General features: G+C 71.7%; 14 protein-coding genes. 12 read left to right on the forward strand and 2 right to left on the reverse strand.

Annotated elements, in window-relative coordinates:
* Positions 1 to 13: 13 nt before the first annotated feature.
* Both J7E87_RS20075 and J7E87_RS20080 read right to left on the reverse strand, forming a co-directional pair.
* Positions 14 to 826 (reverse strand): DUF3097 domain-containing protein, encoded by an 813-nt coding sequence (locus J7E87_RS20075; RefSeq protein WP_215095849.1) that lies wholly within the window; start codon positions 824 to 826, stop codon positions 14 to 16.
* A 10-nt stretch (positions 827 to 836) separates the two neighbouring features.
* Positions 837 to 1556 carry an MBL fold metallo-hydrolase gene (locus J7E87_RS20080; RefSeq protein WP_215095850.1) on the reverse strand — a complete coding sequence of 240 codons (720 nt, stop codon included), beginning with the start codon at positions 1554 to 1556 and terminating at the stop codon, positions 837 to 839.
* A gap of 163 nt (positions 1557 to 1719) precedes the next feature.
* On the opposite strand from J7E87_RS20080, the gene hrcA reads away from it, so the two are divergent.
* From hrcA to J7E87_RS20140, 12 genes are all read left to right on the forward strand, one after another.
* On the forward strand, positions 1720 to 2745 hold the full coding sequence (gene hrcA, locus J7E87_RS20085; RefSeq protein ID WP_215095851.1) for a heat-inducible transcriptional repressor HrcA: 1026 nt from the start codon (positions 1720 to 1722) through the stop codon (positions 2743 to 2745).
* Positions 2746 to 3879, forward strand: a complete 1134-nt coding sequence (gene dnaJ / locus J7E87_RS20090; protein WP_215095852.1) for a molecular chaperone DnaJ — start codon at positions 2746 to 2748, stop codon at positions 3877 to 3879.
* A 247-nt stretch (positions 3880 to 4126) separates the two neighbouring features.
* Complete coding sequence (locus J7E87_RS20095) at positions 4127 to 5197, forward strand: nitronate monooxygenase (RefSeq protein WP_215095853.1); 1071 nt, start codon at positions 4127 to 4129, stop codon at positions 5195 to 5197.
* Entirely contained in the window at positions 5197 to 5940 is a 744-nt protein-coding gene (locus J7E87_RS20100) for a 16S rRNA (uracil(1498)-N(3))-methyltransferase (RefSeq protein ID WP_215095854.1), read from the forward strand. Before J7E87_RS20095 ends, J7E87_RS20100 begins: the two co-directional genes overlap by 1 nt.
* Positions 5941 to 6232: 292 nt before the next feature.
* The gene (locus tag J7E87_RS20105) at positions 6233 to 6766 is read left to right on the forward strand and encodes a hypothetical protein (protein ID WP_215095855.1); all 534 of its coding nucleotides are present in this window, start codon (positions 6233 to 6235) and stop codon (positions 6764 to 6766) included.
* A 46-nt stretch (positions 6767 to 6812) separates the two neighbouring features.
* Positions 6813 to 10010, forward strand: coding sequence for a S41 family peptidase (locus J7E87_RS20110; protein ID WP_215095856.1), 3198 nt, complete (start codon positions 6813 to 6815; stop codon positions 10008 to 10010).
* An 88-nt stretch (positions 10011 to 10098) separates the two neighbouring features.
* Positions 10099 to 10458, forward strand: a complete 360-nt coding sequence (locus J7E87_RS20115) for a histidine triad nucleotide-binding protein (protein ID WP_215095857.1) — start codon at positions 10099 to 10101, stop codon at positions 10456 to 10458.
* Between the two features lie 15 nt (positions 10459 to 10473).
* A complete protein-coding gene (locus tag J7E87_RS20120; protein ID WP_215095858.1) occupies positions 10474 to 11382 on the forward strand; it encodes a ribonuclease Z in 909 nt (302 codons plus the stop codon).
* A gap of 16 nt (positions 11383 to 11398) precedes the next feature.
* On the forward strand, positions 11399 to 12400 hold the full coding sequence (locus J7E87_RS20125) for an adenosine deaminase (protein ID WP_215095859.1): 1002 nt from the start codon (positions 11399 to 11401) through the stop codon (positions 12398 to 12400).
* A gap of 623 nt (positions 12401 to 13023) precedes the next feature.
* Positions 13024 to 14322 carry a glucarate dehydratase family protein gene (locus J7E87_RS20130; protein ID WP_215095860.1) on the forward strand — a complete coding sequence of 433 codons (1299 nt, stop codon included), beginning with the start codon at positions 13024 to 13026 and terminating at the stop codon, positions 14320 to 14322.
* 288 nt (positions 14323 to 14610) lie between these two features.
* Positions 14611 to 15720: a PfkB family carbohydrate kinase gene (locus J7E87_RS20135; protein ID WP_215095861.1), complete on the forward strand. Its 1110-nt coding sequence runs from the start codon at positions 14611 to 14613 to the stop codon at positions 15718 to 15720.
* 139 nt (positions 15721 to 15859) lie between these two features.
* Positions 15860 to 16918 carry a PhoH family protein gene (locus tag J7E87_RS20140; RefSeq protein WP_251017709.1) on the forward strand — a complete coding sequence of 353 codons (1059 nt, stop codon included), beginning with the start codon at positions 15860 to 15862 and terminating at the stop codon, positions 16916 to 16918.
* Positions 16919 to 16929: the final 11 nt, after the last annotated feature.

Consider the following 16929-nt stretch of genomic DNA (forward strand, 5'->3'; position numbering starts at 1 on the left):
AAGAAACCCCGGGTCACCCCCCTGGCGTCGTCACGAAGTCGATCAGCTCCTCCACCCGCCCCAGCAGCTCCGGCTCCAGGTCTCTGTAAGACCGCACCCCCGACAGGATCCGCTGCCACGCCGCCCCCGTGTTGTTGTCCGGCCAGCCCAGCGCACGGCAGACGCCCGTCTTCCAGTCCTGGCCGCGCGGGACCGTCGGCCAGGCGCGGATGCCCACCGAGGACGGCTTCACCGCCTCCCACACGTCGATGTACGGGTGGCCCACCACCAGGGCGTGGGCGCTGGAGATCTCGGACGCGATGCGCGACTCCTTCGAGCCGGGGACCAGGTGGTCCACCAGGACCCCGAGGCGCGCGTCCGGACCTGGGGCGAAGCCGGTGACGATCGCGGGGAGGTCGTCGATGCCCTCCAGGTACTCCACCACCACCCCCTCGATCCGCAGGTCGTCGCCCCAGACCCGCTCGACGAGTTCGGCGTCGTGGCGGCCCTCCACGTAGATGCGCCCGGCGCGGGCGACCCGTGCGCGGGCGCCGGGGACCGCGAGGGAGCCCGAGGCCGTACGGGCCGGGCGGGCCGGGGACGAAGACGCCGGGCGGACCAGGGTGACCACGCGGCCTTCCAGCAGGAAGCCCCGCGGGGCCAGCGGGAACACCCGGTGCTTGCCGAAGCGGTCCTCCAGGGTCACCGTCCCCGCCTCGCAGTGGATCACCGCGCCGCAGAAGCCCGTACCCACCTCCTCCACGACCAGGTCCGGGTCGGCGGGGACCTCGGGAGCCGGCTGCTGCTTCTTCCAAGGTGGCGTCAGATCGGGGCTGTAGCTGCGCATTCGGCAGACGCTACGACACCCCGAAGCGCGCCGCCAGCGCGTCGCGTTGGGCGCGTACGAACGCCGCGTCGACCACCGCCCCGTGCCCCGGCACGTACACCGCGTCCTCGCCGCCCAGGGACAGCAGCCGGTCCAGCGCGGCCGGCCAGCGGGACGGGATCGCGTCCGGGCCCGCCTGCGGTTCGCCCGACTCCTCCACCAGGTCGCCGCAGAACACCACCTCCGGGCTGCCCGGCACCAGGACCGCCAGATCGTGGCCGGAATGCCCCGGGCCCACATTCGCCAGCAGCACCTGACGGCCGCCCAGCTCCAGCGTCCACTCCCCGCACACCATGTGCTGCGGCACCACCAGCAGGTCGGCCGCCTGGGCCGCGTCGTCGGCGGCCACCCCTTCGCGTACCGCCGAGCCGCGGATCTCTTCCCTCTCCCGCCGCATCAGGTCTGCCACACCCACCGCGCCGTACACCTCCGCCCCCGCGAACGCCGCCGTCCCCAGCACATGGTCGAAATGGGGGTGGCTCAGTGCGATATGCGTCACCCGGCGGCCCAGCAGTGCCTGCGCCTGGGTGCGGAGCTCGGCGCCCTCGCGGAGCGTGGAGCCCGTGTCGTACATGAGGACACCGCGCTCACCGGCTATCAGACCGACAGTCGCGTCCCAGACCGGCATCCGCCGGCGGCCCACCCCCTCGGCCAGACCCTCCCAGCCGAACTCTTCCCAACGGACGTCCATACCGGGACGCTATAGGCAACGACCAGCGATGTCGCACGGTACGGTCGTCGGCCGCCCTTGCTAGGGGCGTACCCCACGGCCGTACACTGGCACCTGAAAGGCTGGCACTCGTATGCATCGAGTGCCAAGCAGGCGCAAGAGACCACAGCTGGAGGTGTGCGCGGTGCTCAGTGAACGCAGACTCGAGGTGCTGCGCGCAATCGTCCAGGACTATGTCGGCACCGAGGAGCCCGTCGGTTCCAAGGCGCTCACCGAGCGTCACAAGCTCGGCGTCTCACCGGCCACTGTCCGCAACGACATGGCGGTGCTGGAGGAGGAGGGGTTCATCGCCCAGCCGCACACCAGCGCCGGCCGAATCCCGACGGACAAGGGCTACCGGCTCTTCGTCGACAAACTGGCCGGTGTCAAGCCGCTGTCGTCGCCCGAGCGCCGTGCCATCCAGAACTTCCTGGACGGCGCCGTCGACCTCGACGACGTCGTGGGCCGCACGGTACGGCTGCTGGCGCAGCTGACCCGGCAGGTCGCCGTCGTCCAGTACCCCTCGCTGACCCGGTCCACCGTCCGGCACGTGGAACTCCTCTCCCTCGCGCCCGCCCGGCTGATGCTGGTGCTGATCACGGACACCGGACGGGTCGAGCAGCGTATGATCGACTGCCCTGCGCCGTTCGGTGACACATCGCTCGCGGACCTGCGGGCCCGGCTCAACAGCCGGGTCGTCGGGCGCCGCTTCGCGGATGTGCCGCAGCTGGTGCAGGACCTGGCCGACTCCTTCGACCCGGAGGACCGCGGCACCGTCTCCACGGTGCTGGCGATCCTGCTCGAGACCCTGGTCGAAGAGACCGAGGAGCGGCTGGTGATCGGCGGCACCGCCAATCTGACCCGCTTCGGGCACGACTTCCCGCTGACGATCAGACCGGTGCTGGAGGCGCTCGAGGAGCATGTGGTGCTTCTCAAGCTGCTCGGCGAGGCCGAGGAATCGGGCGGCATGGGCATGACGGTACGGATCGGTCATGAGAACGCCCACGAGGGCCTCAACTCCACGTCCGTGGTCGCGGTCGGCTACGGTTCGGGCGACGAGGCAGTTGCCAAACTCGGCGTGGTCGGACCGACCCGCATGGACTACCCCGGAACGATGGGAGCGGTACGCGCAGTGGCACGTTACGTCGGACAGATCCTGGCGGAGTCGTAAGTGGCCACGGACTACTACGCCGTACTCGGCGTGCGCCGCGACGCATCGCAGGACGAGATCAAGAAGGCATTCCGCCGCCTTGCGCGCGAACTCCACCCGGATGTGAATCCGGATCCGAAGACGCAGGAGCGCTTCAAGGAGATCAACGCCGCCTACGAGGTGCTGTCGGACCCGCAGAAGAAGCAGGTCTACGACCTCGGTGGGGATCCGCTGTCGCAAGCGGGCCAGGGCGCGGGCGGCTTCGGAGCCGGTGGCTTCGGGAACTTCTCGGACATCATGGACGCGTTCTTCGGGACGGCGTCGCAGCGCGGGCCGAGGTCGCGTACGCGGCGCGGCCAGGACGCGATGATCCGGCTGGAGATCGACCTCAACGAGGCGGCCTTCGGTACGACCAAGGACATTCAGGTCGACACGGCGGTCGTCTGCACGACGTGCTCCGGTGAGGGCGCGGCGCCGGGCACCTCGGCGCAGACCTGCGACATGTGCCGCGGCCGCGGCGAGGTCTCGCAGGTGACCCGGTCCTTCCTGGGCCAGGTCATGACGTCGAGGCCGTGCCCGCAGTGCCAGGGCTTCGGCACGGTCGTGCCGACGCCTTGCCCGGAGTGTGCCGGCGACGGCCGTATCCGGTCCCGTCGCACGCTCACGGTGAAGATCCCGGCCGGCGTCGACAACGGCACGCGCATCCAGCTCGCCGGTGAGGGCGAGGTCGGCCCCGGTGGCGGTCCCGCGGGTGATCTGTACGTCGAGATCCACGAGCTGGCGCACCCGGTCTTCCAGCGGCGCGGCGACGATCTGCACTGCACGGTCACCATCCCGATGACGGCGGCGGCGCTGGGCACGAAGTGTCCGCTGGAAACGCTGGACGGCATCGAGGAGATCGACATCCGCCCGGGCACCCAGTCGGGGCAGTCGATCCCGCTGCACGGGCGCGGCATCACACACCTGCGGGGCGGCGGCCGCGGCGACCTGATCGTGCACGTCGAGGTGATGACCCCGTCGAAGATGGACGCGGAGCAGGAGCGGCTGATGCGGGACCTGGCGAAGCTGCGCGGCGAGGAACGGCCGACCGGCCAGTTCCAGCCGGGCCAGCAGGGCCTGTTCTCCCGCCTGAAGGACGCGTTCAACGGGCGGTAGCCCGTACGGGGTGCGGGTCGGTCAGGACCGGCCCGCGTCTGCGCCTGCGCCGCTCGGCGGCAGCGGCCGTGGGCCGCGGAGGCGGTCCGGGTCCCGGGGGTCCCGCCGTCGGGGAGCGGACGGCGTGGCTTGGGAGCGCGGTGCCCACCACCCCACCGTTGCCCCTCGACCGGGGGCGTCGGAAAGCCGGGGGGCCGCTCGCCGCACTCGATTCGGCCGGGCGCACGCGACGTGGCACGATGCGTTCATGTCCTCCGCACTGACCGATCTTTGCCGTTATCCGATCGTGCAGGCCCCCATGGCGGGCGGCGCATCCTGTCCACAACTCGTCGCCGCCGTCTCCGACGCCGGTGGGCTCGGGTTCCTCGCTGCCGGGTACAAGACCGCGGACGGCATGTACCAAGAGGTCAAACAGGTCCGCGGGCTCACCGGGCGGCCCTTCGGCGTGAACCTCTTCATGCCGCAGGCCAACACCGCCGACGCCGCGGCCGTCGAGGTCTACCGGCATCAGCTCGCCGGTGAGGCCGCCTGGTACGAGACACCGCTCGGCGACCCCGACTCGGGGAGCGACGACGGATACGAGGCCAAGCTCGCCATCCTCCTCGACGATCCGGTTCCGGTTGTCTCCTTCACCTTCGGCTGTCCGACCCGCGAGGTGCTCGACTCCTTCGCCAAGGCCGGGACCTTCACCGTCGTCACCGTCACCACGCCCGAAGAGGCGCAGGCCGCGCAGCGGGCAGGCGCGGATGCCGTGTGCGTGCAGGGCATCGAGGCCGGCGGCCACCAGGGCACTCATCGCGACGACCCCGCGGCCGACGGCTCGGGCATCGGGCTGCTCTCGCTCATCGGGCTGGTCCGCGAGGCCGTGCAGCTGCCGATCATCGCCACGGGCGGCCTGATGCGCGGCGGTCAGGTCGCCGGCGCGCTCGCGGCCGGCGCGGTGGCGGCGCAGCTCGGGACGGCGTTCATGGTCTGCCCCGAGTCCGGTGCCAACGCGCTGCACAAGCAGGCCATGACCAACCCCCTGTTCGTACGCACGGAACTCACCCGCGCCTTCACCGGGCGGCCCGCCCGCGGTCTGGTCAACCGCTTCATGCGGGAGCACGGCCGGTACGCCCCCGCCGCCTACCCCCAGGTCCACCACCTCACGAGCCCTCTGCGCAAGGCCGCCACCAAGGCGGGCGACCCCCAGGGCATGGCGCTCTGGGCCGGGCAGGGCCACAAGATGGCGCGCGATCTGCCCGCCGGCCGGCTGGTCGAGGTCCTCGTCGCGGAACTGGACTCCGCGCGCGCCGCGCTGGCCCTGGGCCGTTCCTGATGACCGCGCCCGTATTCGTCGTCGACTCCCTTGAGGGCGTACGGCCGGGTGCGGTCCTCACCCTGGACGGGCCCGAGGGTCGGCACGCCGTCTCCGTACGCCGACTGCAGTCCGGCGAGGACATCGTGCTCACGGACGGCCACGGGCGCGGTGCCGCGGGCGTCGTCCTGCGGACCGAGGGCAAGGACCGGCTGATCGTCGAGCCGCTCGAATTCCCCACGGAGCCCGAGCCGACGCCCCGTATCACCGTCGTCCAGGCCCTGCCCAAGGGTGACCGCGGGGAACTCGCCGTCGAGACCATGACGGAGACCGGCGTGGACGCGGTCGTGCCGTGGGCGGCCGCGCGCTGCATCACACAGTGGAAGGGCGAGCGGGGCGCCAAGGCGCTCGCCAAGTGGCGGGCCACGGCACGCGAGGCGGGCAAGCAGTCACGCAGGCTCCGCTTCCCCGAGATCGCGGACGCCGCAACGACCAAGCAGGTTGCGGCACTTCTCGCCAAAGCCGATTTCGCGGCGGTCCTGCACGAGGAGGGGGCAGAGCCGCTGGCCACGGCGCAACTGCCGGCCGAGGGGTCGATCGTGCTGGTGGTGGGGCCCGAAGGGGGCGTGTCCCTGGAGGAGTTGACGGCGTTCGCCGACGCGGGTGCGAAGCCGTACCGGCTTGGGCGGAGCGTGCTGCGGACGTCGACGGCGGGTACGGCGGCGACGGCGCTGCTGCTGGGGCGCACGGGCCGCTGGTCCTGACGGGGTCGCCTGCGGGTACCCCCATCCCGTAACCGTGGGGGACCCCCAGTACGCCCTCCGGGCGTTGTCCTCAAACTCCCCCAGACTTCGTCCGGGTGCTCACGACGGGCTCAAAAGTTCCGCCCATCCGGCCGGAACTCCACGCGCGCCGGGCGAATATCCAGCCTCGTGGGGTCCCCCACGCCCGCCAGGCGTAGGGCGAGGGTCCGGGGCTCCGCCCCGGTTCGATGCGTGGCGGCAAGTGGTCTACCACAGGCGGGGGCGCAGTGGGAGGCTGCCACTCATGGGGGCCATGAGACGAAGACGCTGCCCGCGCACCCTCACCGCAATCTGCCTTGCCGGGGCCGCAGTTGCAGGTGTCACCGCCTGTGAGCCGGCGGCCGGCGGGCTGAGCTCCGTCGCCGTCGCCGTCACCACCGACAAGACGACGACCAGTACGCTGGAACGCCTCGGCTTCGATGTGCGCTGGCTCAGCTGTACGGCGAGGATCGACGAAGGCAAAGCCGGTTCCGCATCGCCCAAATCTCCTTCCCCGTCGGGCGTCGCCACCGTCGACTGCCAGGGCGAGACCGACTCGGAGCAGGACATCACGCTCAAGGGCAAGGTGACGGAGGAGCGTTCGGGCAAGTGCGTACGCGGCGACCTGATCGCGAAGGTCGACCGCAAGGTCGTCTTCCGGGCGACCGTGCTCGGCAACTGCTCCGGCGCGCCCACCCGTTCGCCCACCCGGCCGCCGGGCCACTCGCCGAGCGAGGCCCCGGGTGCCACGGCCACCGTCACCGTCACCGTGACCGTCACCGCGACGCCCGATCCGCCACGCAAGTGATCCCAAAGCCGTGACCGAGCGGCCGCCGCCTGCCTAGGGTGACTGTGTGACGCACCCTGCCTACCTCCGGTATCCGCATGTCCACGGCGAGTTGATCGCCTTCACCGCAGAGGACGACGTCTGGGTCGCCCCGCTCGACGGCGGCCGGGCGTGGCGCGTCAGCGCCGACAACATCCCGGTGAACCATCCCAGGATCTCGCCCGACGGCACGCGTATCGCCTGGTCGTCGCAGCTGGCCGGCGCGCCCGAGGTGCATCTCGCGCCCATCGACGGCGGACCCGCGGACCGCCTCACATACTGGGGCAGCGGAAGGACATCCGTCCGCGGCTGGACCCCGGACGGCGAGGTCCTCGCGATCAGTACGTACGGACAGGCCTCGCTGCGCCGCAGCTGGGCGCGAGCGGTGCCGCTCGACGGCGGACTCGCCACCGTCCTGCCGTACGGGCCCGTGGGCGACGTGGCGTACGGGCCGCACACCGTTCTGCTCTCCGCCACCATGGGGCGTGAGGCCGCCGCCTGGAAGCGCTACCGGGGCGGTACGGCGGGCAAGTTGTGGATCGACCGGGCCGACGACGGGGAGTTCGTACGCCTGCATGAGGAGCTCGACGGGAACATCGAGTACCCCCTGTGGGCGGGCGACCGGATCGCCTTCCTCTCCGACCACGAAGGCGTGGGGGCGGTGTACTCGTCTCTGGCCGACGGGTCCGATCTGCGGCGGCACACCGGAGTTGACGGCTTCTATGCCCGCCACGCGGCCACCGACGGCAGCCGAGTCGTCTATGCCTCGGCCGGTGAACTGTGGCTCCTCGACGACCTCGACGCCGCCGAGCCCCGTCGGCTCGACATCCGGCTCGGCGGCCAGCGCACCGATCTTCGGCCCCGCCCCGTCAAGGCCGACCACAACCTGGGCACCGCCACGCCCGACCACACGGGCCGCGGCAGCGCCGTGGAGATCCGCGGCGGCGTCCACTGGGTCACCCACCGGGAGGGGCCCGCGCGGGCGCTCGCCGTGGAGCCCGGCGTACGGGCGAGGCTGCCCCGGACCTTCCGGGTCGACGGCGAGGAGCACGTCGTCTGGGTCACCGACGCCGAGGGCGACGACGCCCTCGAATTCGCCCCGGCCACCGGCACGGCGCCCGGCGCGACGCCGCGCAGGCTCGGCGCGGGACGGCTCGGCCGGGTCCTGGGCCTGGCCGTAGCTCCCGACGGCAGCCGTGCAGCCGTCGCCTCGCACGACGGCCGCGTACTGCTCGTCGAACGCGAGTCGGGCGAGGTCCGCGAGGTCGACCGCAGCGAGCACGGTGACGCCACCGGCCTCGCCTTCTCGCCGGACTCCGGCTGGCTCGCCTGGTCGCACCCGGGGCCGGACCCGCTGCGCCAGCTCAAGCTCGCGGGCACCGCCGATCTGTCGGTGTCCGAGGCCACTCCGCTGCGCTTCTGCGACTTCCAGCCCACCTTCACGCTCGACGGCAAGCACCTCGCGTTCCTCTCCGAGCGCGCCTTCGACCCGGTCTACGACACGCATGTCTTCGACCTCGCCTTCGTCGGCGGCTGCCGCCCGCACCTGATCACACTCGCGGCGGCGACGCCGTCGCCGTTCGGACCGCAGCGCCACGGGCGGGCCTTCGAGGCGGACAAGGACCAGCGGCAGCAGGACGGCGAGGACACCGGCGCGCCGGTGACCCGTATCGACCTCGACGGGCTCGCCGACCGGATAGTGCCGTTCCCGGTCGAAGCGGCCCGCTACTCCACGCTGCGCGCCGCCAAGGACGGGCTGCTGTGGCTGCACCATCCGCTGCGGGGCGTCCTCGGCACGACCCGCGCCACGCCCGACGACCCGGGGCCCAAGACCACGCTGGAGCGGTACGACCTGGTCCAGCAGCAGATCGAGGAACTCTCCTCGGACGCCACGGGATTCCAGGTCAGCGGCGACGGAAAGCGGGTGCTGCTGTACACCGACGGCAAGCTCAAGGTGGTGCCGAGCGACCGCAGGGCCTCGCGTGACGAGGACAGCGACACCAACATCACCGTCGACCTCGCGCGCGTACGCGCCAGAGTCGACCCGGCCGCCGAGTGGCGGCAGATGTACGACGAGGCCGGCCGGCTCATGCGCGACAACTTCTGGCGCGCGGACCTCGGCGGCGTCGACTGGGACGGCGTACTCGACCGCTACCGCCCGGTGCTCGAGCGGGTGGCCACCCACGACGATCTGATGGACCTGCTGTGGGAGGTGCAGGGCGAGCTCGGCACCTCGCACGCGTACGTCACACCACGCGGCGGGTACGGGCACAGCTCGACGCGGCAGGGGCTGCTGGGCGCGGACATCTCCCGGGCGGCGGACGGCGCGTGGCGCATCGACCGCGTCCTGCCGTCCGAGACGTCCGACCCGAAGGCCCACTCGCCCCTCGCCGCGCCGGGCGTCGCGGTGCGCGCGGGCGACGCGATCCTCGCGGTGGACGGCCGCCCGGTGGACCCCATCGCCGGGCCGGGGCCGCTGCTGGTGGGCGCGGCGGGCAAGCCGGTCGAACTGACCGTCTCCCCGGCGGGCGGCGGCGATCCGAGGCACGCCGTCGTCGTCCCGCTCGCCGACGAGGAGCCGCTGCGCTACCACGCGTGGGTGTCCGGCCGGCGTTCGTACGTGCACGAGAAGTCAGGCGGGCGGCTGGGCTATCTGCATGTCCCCGACATGCAGGCGCCGGGCTGGGCGCAGATCCACCGGGACCTGCGGGTGGAGGTGGCGCGCGAGGGCCTGGTCGTGGACGTACGGGAGAACCGCGGCGGGCATACGTCCCAGCTGGTCGTGGAGAAGCTGGCGCGCCGGATCGTGGGATGGGACCTGCCGCGCGGGATGCAGCCCCACAGTTACCCGCAGGACGCGCCGCGCGGCCCGGTCGTCGCGGTGGCGAACGAGTTCTCCGGTTCGGACGGCGACATCGTCAACGCGGCGATCAAGGCGCTGGGCATCGGCCCGGTGGTCGGCACGCGGACCTGGGGCGGCGTGGTGGGCATCGACAGCCGGTACACGCTGGTGGACGGCACGCTGGTGACACAGCCCAAGTACGCGTTCTGGCTGGAGGGTTACGGCTGGGACGTGGAGAACCACGGAGTGGACCCCGACGTGGAGGTGGTGATGTCCCCTCAGGACCACGCGGCCGGCCGCGATCCGCAACTGGACGAGGCGGTCCGGATGGCGCTGGCGGTGCTGACGGAGAACCCGGCGAAGTCGCCTCCGGCGCTGCCGTAGGGGGTGCGGGCCCCGGCGCACAGCACCACGATCCCGATCACTCGATACGATGCCGGTTGTACTGGACTCACGCGAGGAGGACCCGGGCATGGCGGGAGAACCGCAGGCTGACTGCCTGTTCTGCAAGATCGTCGCGGGGGAGGTGCCGGCCACCATCGTGCGGGAGACCGAGACCGTCGTCGCCTTCCGCGACATCAACCCCCAGGCCCCCACCCACGTCCTGGTCATCCCCAGGGCGCACTACCGGGACGCCGCGGCCCTCGCCGCCGCCGAGCCGCAGCTTGTCGCCGATGTGGTGCGGGAGGCCGGTGAGGTCGCAGCCGAGGAGAAGGTCCATGGCGCCGGGTACCGGATCGTTTTCAACACCGGCACCGGCGCGGGACAGACCGTCTTCCACGCCCACGCCCACCTGCTGGGCGGCCGCGGCCTCGCGTGGCCCCCTGGATAGCGGAGCCGACTCACCTTGTCCGTACGAGAACTCGTCGTGCTCGGGACCGCCAGCCAGGTCCCGACGCGACACCGCAACCACAACGGCTACCTCCTGCGGTGGGACGGCGAGGGCATCCTCTTCGACCCCGGCGAGGGCACCCAGCGCCAGATGCTGCGTGCCGGGGTCGCCGCGCACGACATCAACCGGATCTGCGTCACGCATTTCCACGGCGACCACTCGCTCGGCCTCGCCGGGGTGATCCAGCGGATCAACCTCGACCGGGTCCCGCACGAGGTGTCCGCGCACTATCCGGCCAGTGGGCAGCGCTTCTTCGACCGGCTGCGGTACGCGACGGCCTACCGCGAGACGGTCGAGCTGATCGCGTCCCCGGTCGCCCGCGACGGCGTCATGGCCGAGTCCGCGTCGTACACCATCGAGGCGCGCAGGCTCTCGCACCCCGTCGAGTCGTACGGCTACCGCCTCGTCGAGCCGGACGGCCGCCGGATGCTGCCCGAGAAGCTCGCCCCGTACGGCATCAAGGGCCCGGACGTCGGCCGGCTCCAGCGCGAGGGCGAGGTGGGGGGCGTCCCGCTGCACGCGGTCAGCGAGCTCCGCAGGGGGCAGCGCTTCGCATTCGTCATGGACACCCGCCTCTGCGACGGCGTGCACGCGCTCGCGGACGGCTGCGACATGCTCGTCATCGAGTCGACCTTCCTCGACGGTGACGAGCATCTCGCCGCGGACCACGGCCACTTGACCGCCGGGCAGGCGGCCCGGGCGGCCCGTGACGCGGACGTGCGGCACCTGGTCCTGACGCATTTCTCGCAGCGGTACAACGAACCCGAAGAATTTGAGCGGCAGGCGCGCGCGGCCGGTTTCGAGGGGGAACTGACCGTCGCTCACGACCTGCTTCGCGTCCCTTTCCCCAAACGTCACCCGTAACCGAGACGAGAACGCCGTGCCCCTCCCCAAAGCCGAACTGCACCTCCACATCGAAGGCACCCTCGAACCCGAGCTGGCCTTCGCGCTCGCCGCGCGCAACGGCGTCGAGCTGCCGTACAAGGACACCGAAGAGCTGCGCGCCGCGTACCTCTTCGAGGATCTGCAGTCCTTCCTCGACGTCTACTACAGCCTGATGGCCGTCCTGCGCACCGAGGACGACTTCTTCGAGCTCACCGACGCCTATCTGGAGCGCGCCGCGGCCCAGGGTGTACGCCACGCGGAGATCTTCTTCGACCCACAGGCGCACACCTCCCGCCGCGTCCCGCTCGCCACGGTGATCGAGGGCCTGGCCCGCGCGCTCGACGGCGGCGAGGAGCGGCACGGCATCTCGACCCGGCTGATCATGTGCTTCCTGCGGGACGAGTCGGCCGAATCGGCGATGGAGACGCTTGACGCCGCGAAGCCGTATCTGCACCGGATCGCCGCGGTCGGCCTGGACTCGGCGGAGGTCGGGAACCCGCCGTCGAAGTTCCGCGAGGTGTACGAGGCGGCTGCCGCGCTCGGCCTGCGCAAGGTGGCCCACGCGGGCGAGGAGGGCCCGCCGGCGTACATCCGCGAGGCCCTGGACATCCTCGGTGTGGAGCGCATCGACCACGGTCTGCGCTGCATGGAGGACCCGGAGCTGGTCGAACGGCTCGCGCGGGAGCGGGTTGCGCTGACGGTCTGCCCGCTGTCGAACGTCCGGCTGCGGGTCGTCGACACCCTGGAACAGCACCCACTGGCGCGGATGATGGACGCGGGGCTGCTGTGCACGGTCAACTCGGACGACCCCGCGTACTTCGGGGGCTATGTGGGGGACACGTTCCACGCGGTGCACGAGGCGCTGGGGCTGGGCGAGGAGAAGCTGCGTGAGCTGGCGCGCAACTCGTTCGTGGCGTCGTTCCTGGAGGACGACGAGGAGCGGAGGGGGCGGTTGATCGCGGAGGTCGAGGCGTACGAGTTCACCGCGCCGGAGTAGGCACCGGGGCTCTGCCCCGGACCCTCCCCCTACGCCCTGGCGGGCGTGGTGGGATCCCCACGCCTCAAACGCCGGCGGGGCTTGAGTACGAGGCTCCGCCCCGGGGCCGGCTTGTCAATCTCCCCCGGGCTTCGTCCGGGGGACCCCCACGGGGCTTGTTTCGCGGCTCTGCCCCCGGCCTTCCCCCTACGCCCTGGCCGGCGTTGGGGGCCCCACGCCTCAAACGCCGGCGGGGCTTGATTTCCCGCGCGTGGCGCCGCCGCGCTCCCGGATCGTGGACGGGTCCGCCTCCAGGGCTGTCCTGTCGGCGTGGGTGTTGGGCGTGAGGCACCCCAACGCACCCTTCCCGCGGCGGGAGTTCAGCGTCTGGCCGCTCCTCGAGCAGCGCCTTGCCGAGCTCGCCTCTCAACTCCCCGCCCATTGACGCCAATTGTTCGTGTACCTAGTCTCCATTCTCATCCATGTACGTCATCTATATAGGGGGACAGAGGTCAAGGCGGCGGCCAGGCTGCGCGGAAGGCCGTCGGGCCGGGGCGCGCGCCGTTGGCCGAACCCGGGCGCGTCGACCTCGGGGACCCCGCAACGCTGCCGGCAGACGGACTCGACCTCGTAGGAGCGGACGCATGACGCAGGACCTGACGATCACCGAGGTGCGGCTCACCCCGATCCTCGTCGCCGACCCGCCGCTGCTCAACACCCAGGGCGTGCACCAGCCGTACACCCCCCGCCTTGTCGTCGAGGTGGTCACGGCGGGCGGTGTCACCGGCGTCGGCGAGACCTACGGCGACACCAAGTACCTCGATCTGGCCGCCCCGTTGGCGGACGCGCTGCCGGGCCGCCGGGTCAGTGATGTGAACGGGCTGCACCGGCTTGCGGCCCTGGTGTGCGGCGACTCGCCCGAGGCCAGCGGCGCGGACGCCGTCGACGCCGGGGGACTGCGTGGCGTGCAGACGGCGGACAAGCTGCGGCTCTCCGTCGTCTCCGGCTTCGAGGTCGCCTGCCTCGACGCGCTCGGCAAGGCACTCGGGCTCCCCGTGCACGCGCTGCTCGGCGGCAAGGTGCGCGACGCCGTCGATTACAGCGCCTATCTCTTCTATCGCTGGGCCGCACACCCGGGCGGGGCGGGGGAGCCCGACGACTGGGGCGCGGCACTCGACCCGGCGGGCGTTGTCGCCCAGGCCAGGCGCTTCGCCCGCGACTACGGCTTCGCCTCCTTCAAGCTCAAGGGCGGCGTCTTCGAGCCGGATGAGGAGATCGCGGCGGTCCGCGCCCTGGCGGAGGCGTTCCCGGGGCAGCCGCTGCGGCTTGACCCCAACGGCGCGTGGTCCGTGGAGACTTCGCTGCGGGTCGCGCGGGAGCTGGCCGACATACTGGAGTATCTGGAGGACCCGGCGTCCACGACGGCCCGAATGGCACAGGTCGCGGCGGGGACGGAGATGGCGCTGGCCGCGAACATGTGCGTGACGACCTTCGCCGAGATACCGGAGGCCTTCGCCGCGGGTGCCGTGCAGGTTGTCCTGAGCGATCACCACTACTGGGGCGGGCTGCGCAACACCCGTGAACTGGCCGCGATCTGCCGGACCTTCGGCGTCGGCCTGTCCATGCACTCCAACACCCATCTGGGCATCAGCCTCGCCGCGATGACCCATGTCGCCGCGGTCGTCCCCAACCTCGACTACGCCTGCGACAGCCACTACCCCTGGCAGAGCGAGGACGTCATCACCGAGCGCCTCGAATTCAAGGACGGTCGACTGGCCGTCTCCGATCTTCCGGGCCTCGGCGTCGAACTCGACCGTGTGCGGCTGGCCCGCCTCCACCGGCGCTGGCTCGAAGACGACGGCGCGATGCGCGACCGCGACGACGCGGCGGCGATGCGGGCCGCCGAGCCCGGCTGGACCGCGCCGCCGGTCCCCCGCTGGTGACGGCCGGGGCTCCGCCCCGGACCCTCCCCCTCCGCCCCGGACCCTCCCCCTGCGCCCCGGTGGACGTGAGGGAGATCGAGGACCCGCCCGAAGGTCGTCCGGGGTCCGGGGCTTGCCCCGGTTCGGGATGGGGGTACCTCCCACGGCCGCCAGGCCGTAGGGGGAGGGCCGGGTGGGGAGACTTCCCCGGCTCCGCACCCCGCCGCACCCGCCGCCTCCGCCGCACCCGCGCTCCCCTGTCCATCAGGCAGACTGGCCTGATCTGCACCACGTACCGGGAGCGGCACGGTGACCACTCGACACGCACAGCAACTGGATCACACCGCCGCGTGCCTCGACCCGCTCGCGGCGCTGCGCACCCCCGCCGATCCCAGGTGTGACGTCTACCTCACCGGCAGCGTCTTCCTCGACATCATCTTCACCGGCCTCGACTCCGCCCCCATCCGCGGCACCGAGTCCTGGGCCCGTGGCATGGGGTCCAGCCCCGGCGGCGTCGCCAACATGGCCACCGCGCTCGCCCGGCTCGGGCTGCGGACCTCGCTCGCCGCCGCTTTCGGGGACGACCACTACGGCGAGTACTGCTGGGACGCCCTCGAACAGGGCGAAGGCATCGACCTCTCCCTCTCCCGCACGATCCCCGGCTGGCACTCGCCCGTCACCGTCTCCATGGCGTACGAGGGCGAGCGCACCATGGTCTCCCACGGCCACGAGGCCCCGCCGAGTGAGTCCGAGCCCGACTGCCCGCCGCCCGCCCGCGCCGCCATCGCCTCGCTGACCCCCGGGCGCGCCGACTGGATCGCCCAGGCCGCGCACAAGGGCACCCGCGTCTTCGCCGATGTCGGATGGGACGAGACGGGCCGCTGGGATCCGGCCGACCTCGCCGATCTGGAGCACTGCGAGGCCTTCCTGCCCAACGCCGAGGAGGCGATGCGCTACACCCGCACCGACTGCCCGCTCGCCGCCGCCCACGCCCTTGCCGAGCGGGTGCGCCTTGCCGTCGTCACTCTCGGCGCGGAGGGCGCGTACGCAGTGGACGGCGCGACCGGCGAGAGCGCCCAGGTCCCGGCCATCGCGGTGGAGGCCCTCGACCCCACCGGCGCGGGGGACGTCTTCGTGGCCGGGTTCGTCACCGGCACCCTCGCCGAGTGGCCGCTCGCCGACCGCCTCGCCTTCGCCGGGCTGACCGCCGCCCTGTCGGTGCAGGAGTTCGGCGGATCGCTCTCCGCGCCCGGCTGGTCGGAGGTCGCGGCCTGGTGGCAGTACGTCCAGGGCTGCGAGGACCAGGACCCCGCGGCCCTGCGCCGGTACGCCTTCCTGGAGTCGCTGCTACCCGCCCCGACCAGGCCCTGGCCGTTGCGCAGGGCCGTGCCGACCATCGGCTTCGGCCGTTCGGCCTGAGCCTCGGCGCGGTCCGGGCCGCACCCCGCCGTAAAAGCCCTCGGTCTTGTCAGTGTCAGGTCGTAGGCTTGTGTCCCAGAGGTTGTCGAGCAGCGAGAACCCTGCAACGGGAGGTATGTGCAGGCCACAGAGCCGGCCCATGACTCAGACACCCAACGCCCAGACCCGCCCCCTACGCCCTGAGGGCGTGGGGGAGCCCCCGCCGCACGGTCAGGCACGAGCCCACTTCACCGTCCCCGCCAAGCATCCGATGGTGACGGTCCTGGGATCTGGTGACGCCCTGCTGCGCGTGATCGAGAAGGCCTTCCCGGCGGCCGACATCCATGTCCGGGGCAATCAGGTCAGCGCGATCGGCGACGCGGTGGAAGTCGCTCTGATCCAGCGCCTGTTCGACGAGATGATGCTGGTGCTCCGCACCGGGCAGCCGATGACGGAGGACGCAGTGGAACGCTCGATCGCCATGCTCAGATCCAGCGAGAGCGGCAATGGCGCGGTCGAGACGCCGGCCGAGGTGCTCACCCAGAACATCCTCTCCAGCCGCGGCCGGACCATCCGCCCCAAGACCCTCAACCAGAAGCGGTACGTCGACGCGATCGACAAGCACACGATCGTGTTCGGCATCGGCCCCGCCGGTACCGGCAAGACGTACCTCGCCATGGCCAAAGCGGTCCAGGCCCTGCAGTCCAAGCAGGTCAACCGCATCATCCTGACCCGTCCCGCGGTGGAGGCGGGCGAGCGGCTCGGCTTCCTGCCCGGCACGCTGTACGAGAAGATCGACCCGTATCTGCGCCCGCTGTACGACGCGCTGCACGACATGCTCGACCCCGACTCGATCCCGCGGCTGATGGCGGCGGGCACGATCGAGGTGGCGCCGCTGGCGTACATGCGCGGCAGGACGCTCAACGACGCGTTCATCATCCTCGACGAGGCGCAGAACACCAGCGCCGAGCAGATGAAGATGTTCCTGACGCGGCTCGGCTTCGACTCGAAGATCGTCGTCACCGGTGACGTGACCCAGGTCGACCTGCCGGGCGGCACGAAGAGCGGACTGCGCCAGGTCCAGGGGATCCTGGAGGGCGTCGACGACGTCCACTTCTCCCGGCTCACAAGTCAGGATGTCGTCCGGCACAAGCTCGTCGGCCGTATCGTCGACGCGTACGAAAAGTACGACGGTCAAAACGGTCAACACGGGAAGTAGTCAGAGCGCGC

Origin of the sequence: Streptomyces sp. ISL-1, from assembly GCF_018614585.1 — a bacterium.
Lineage (GTDB): Bacteria > Actinomycetota > Actinomycetes > Streptomycetales > Streptomycetaceae > Streptomyces > Streptomyces maoxianensis.

What these genes read in the sequence shown, in the direction of transcription:
- J7E87_RS20100 (WP_215095854.1), top strand. Translation starts at nt 5,197, where the DNA reads ATGACCGCGCCCGTATTCGTCGTCGACTCCCTTGAGGGCGTACGGCCG.
- J7E87_RS20075 (WP_215095849.1), bottom strand. Translation starts at nt 826, where the DNA reads ATGCGCAGCTACAGCCCCGATCTGACGCCACCTTGGAAGAAGCAGCAG.
- J7E87_RS20080 (WP_215095850.1), bottom strand. Translation starts at nt 1,556, where the DNA reads ATGGACGTCCGTTGGGAAGAGTTCGGCTGGGAGGGTCTGGCCGAGGGG.
- J7E87_RS20130 (WP_215095860.1), top strand. Translation starts at nt 13,024, where the DNA reads ATGACGCAGGACCTGACGATCACCGAGGTGCGGCTCACCCCGATCCTC.
- J7E87_RS20140 (WP_251017709.1), top strand. Translation starts at nt 15,860, where the DNA reads ATGACTCAGACACCCAACGCCCAGACCCGCCCCCTACGCCCTGAGGGC.
- J7E87_RS20115 (WP_215095857.1), top strand. Translation starts at nt 10,099, where the DNA reads ATGGCGGGAGAACCGCAGGCTGACTGCCTGTTCTGCAAGATCGTCGCG.
- J7E87_RS20105 (WP_215095855.1), top strand. Translation starts at nt 6,233, where the DNA reads ATGAGACGAAGACGCTGCCCGCGCACCCTCACCGCAATCTGCCTTGCC.
- J7E87_RS20095 (WP_215095853.1), top strand. Translation starts at nt 4,127, where the DNA reads ATGTCCTCCGCACTGACCGATCTTTGCCGTTATCCGATCGTGCAGGCC.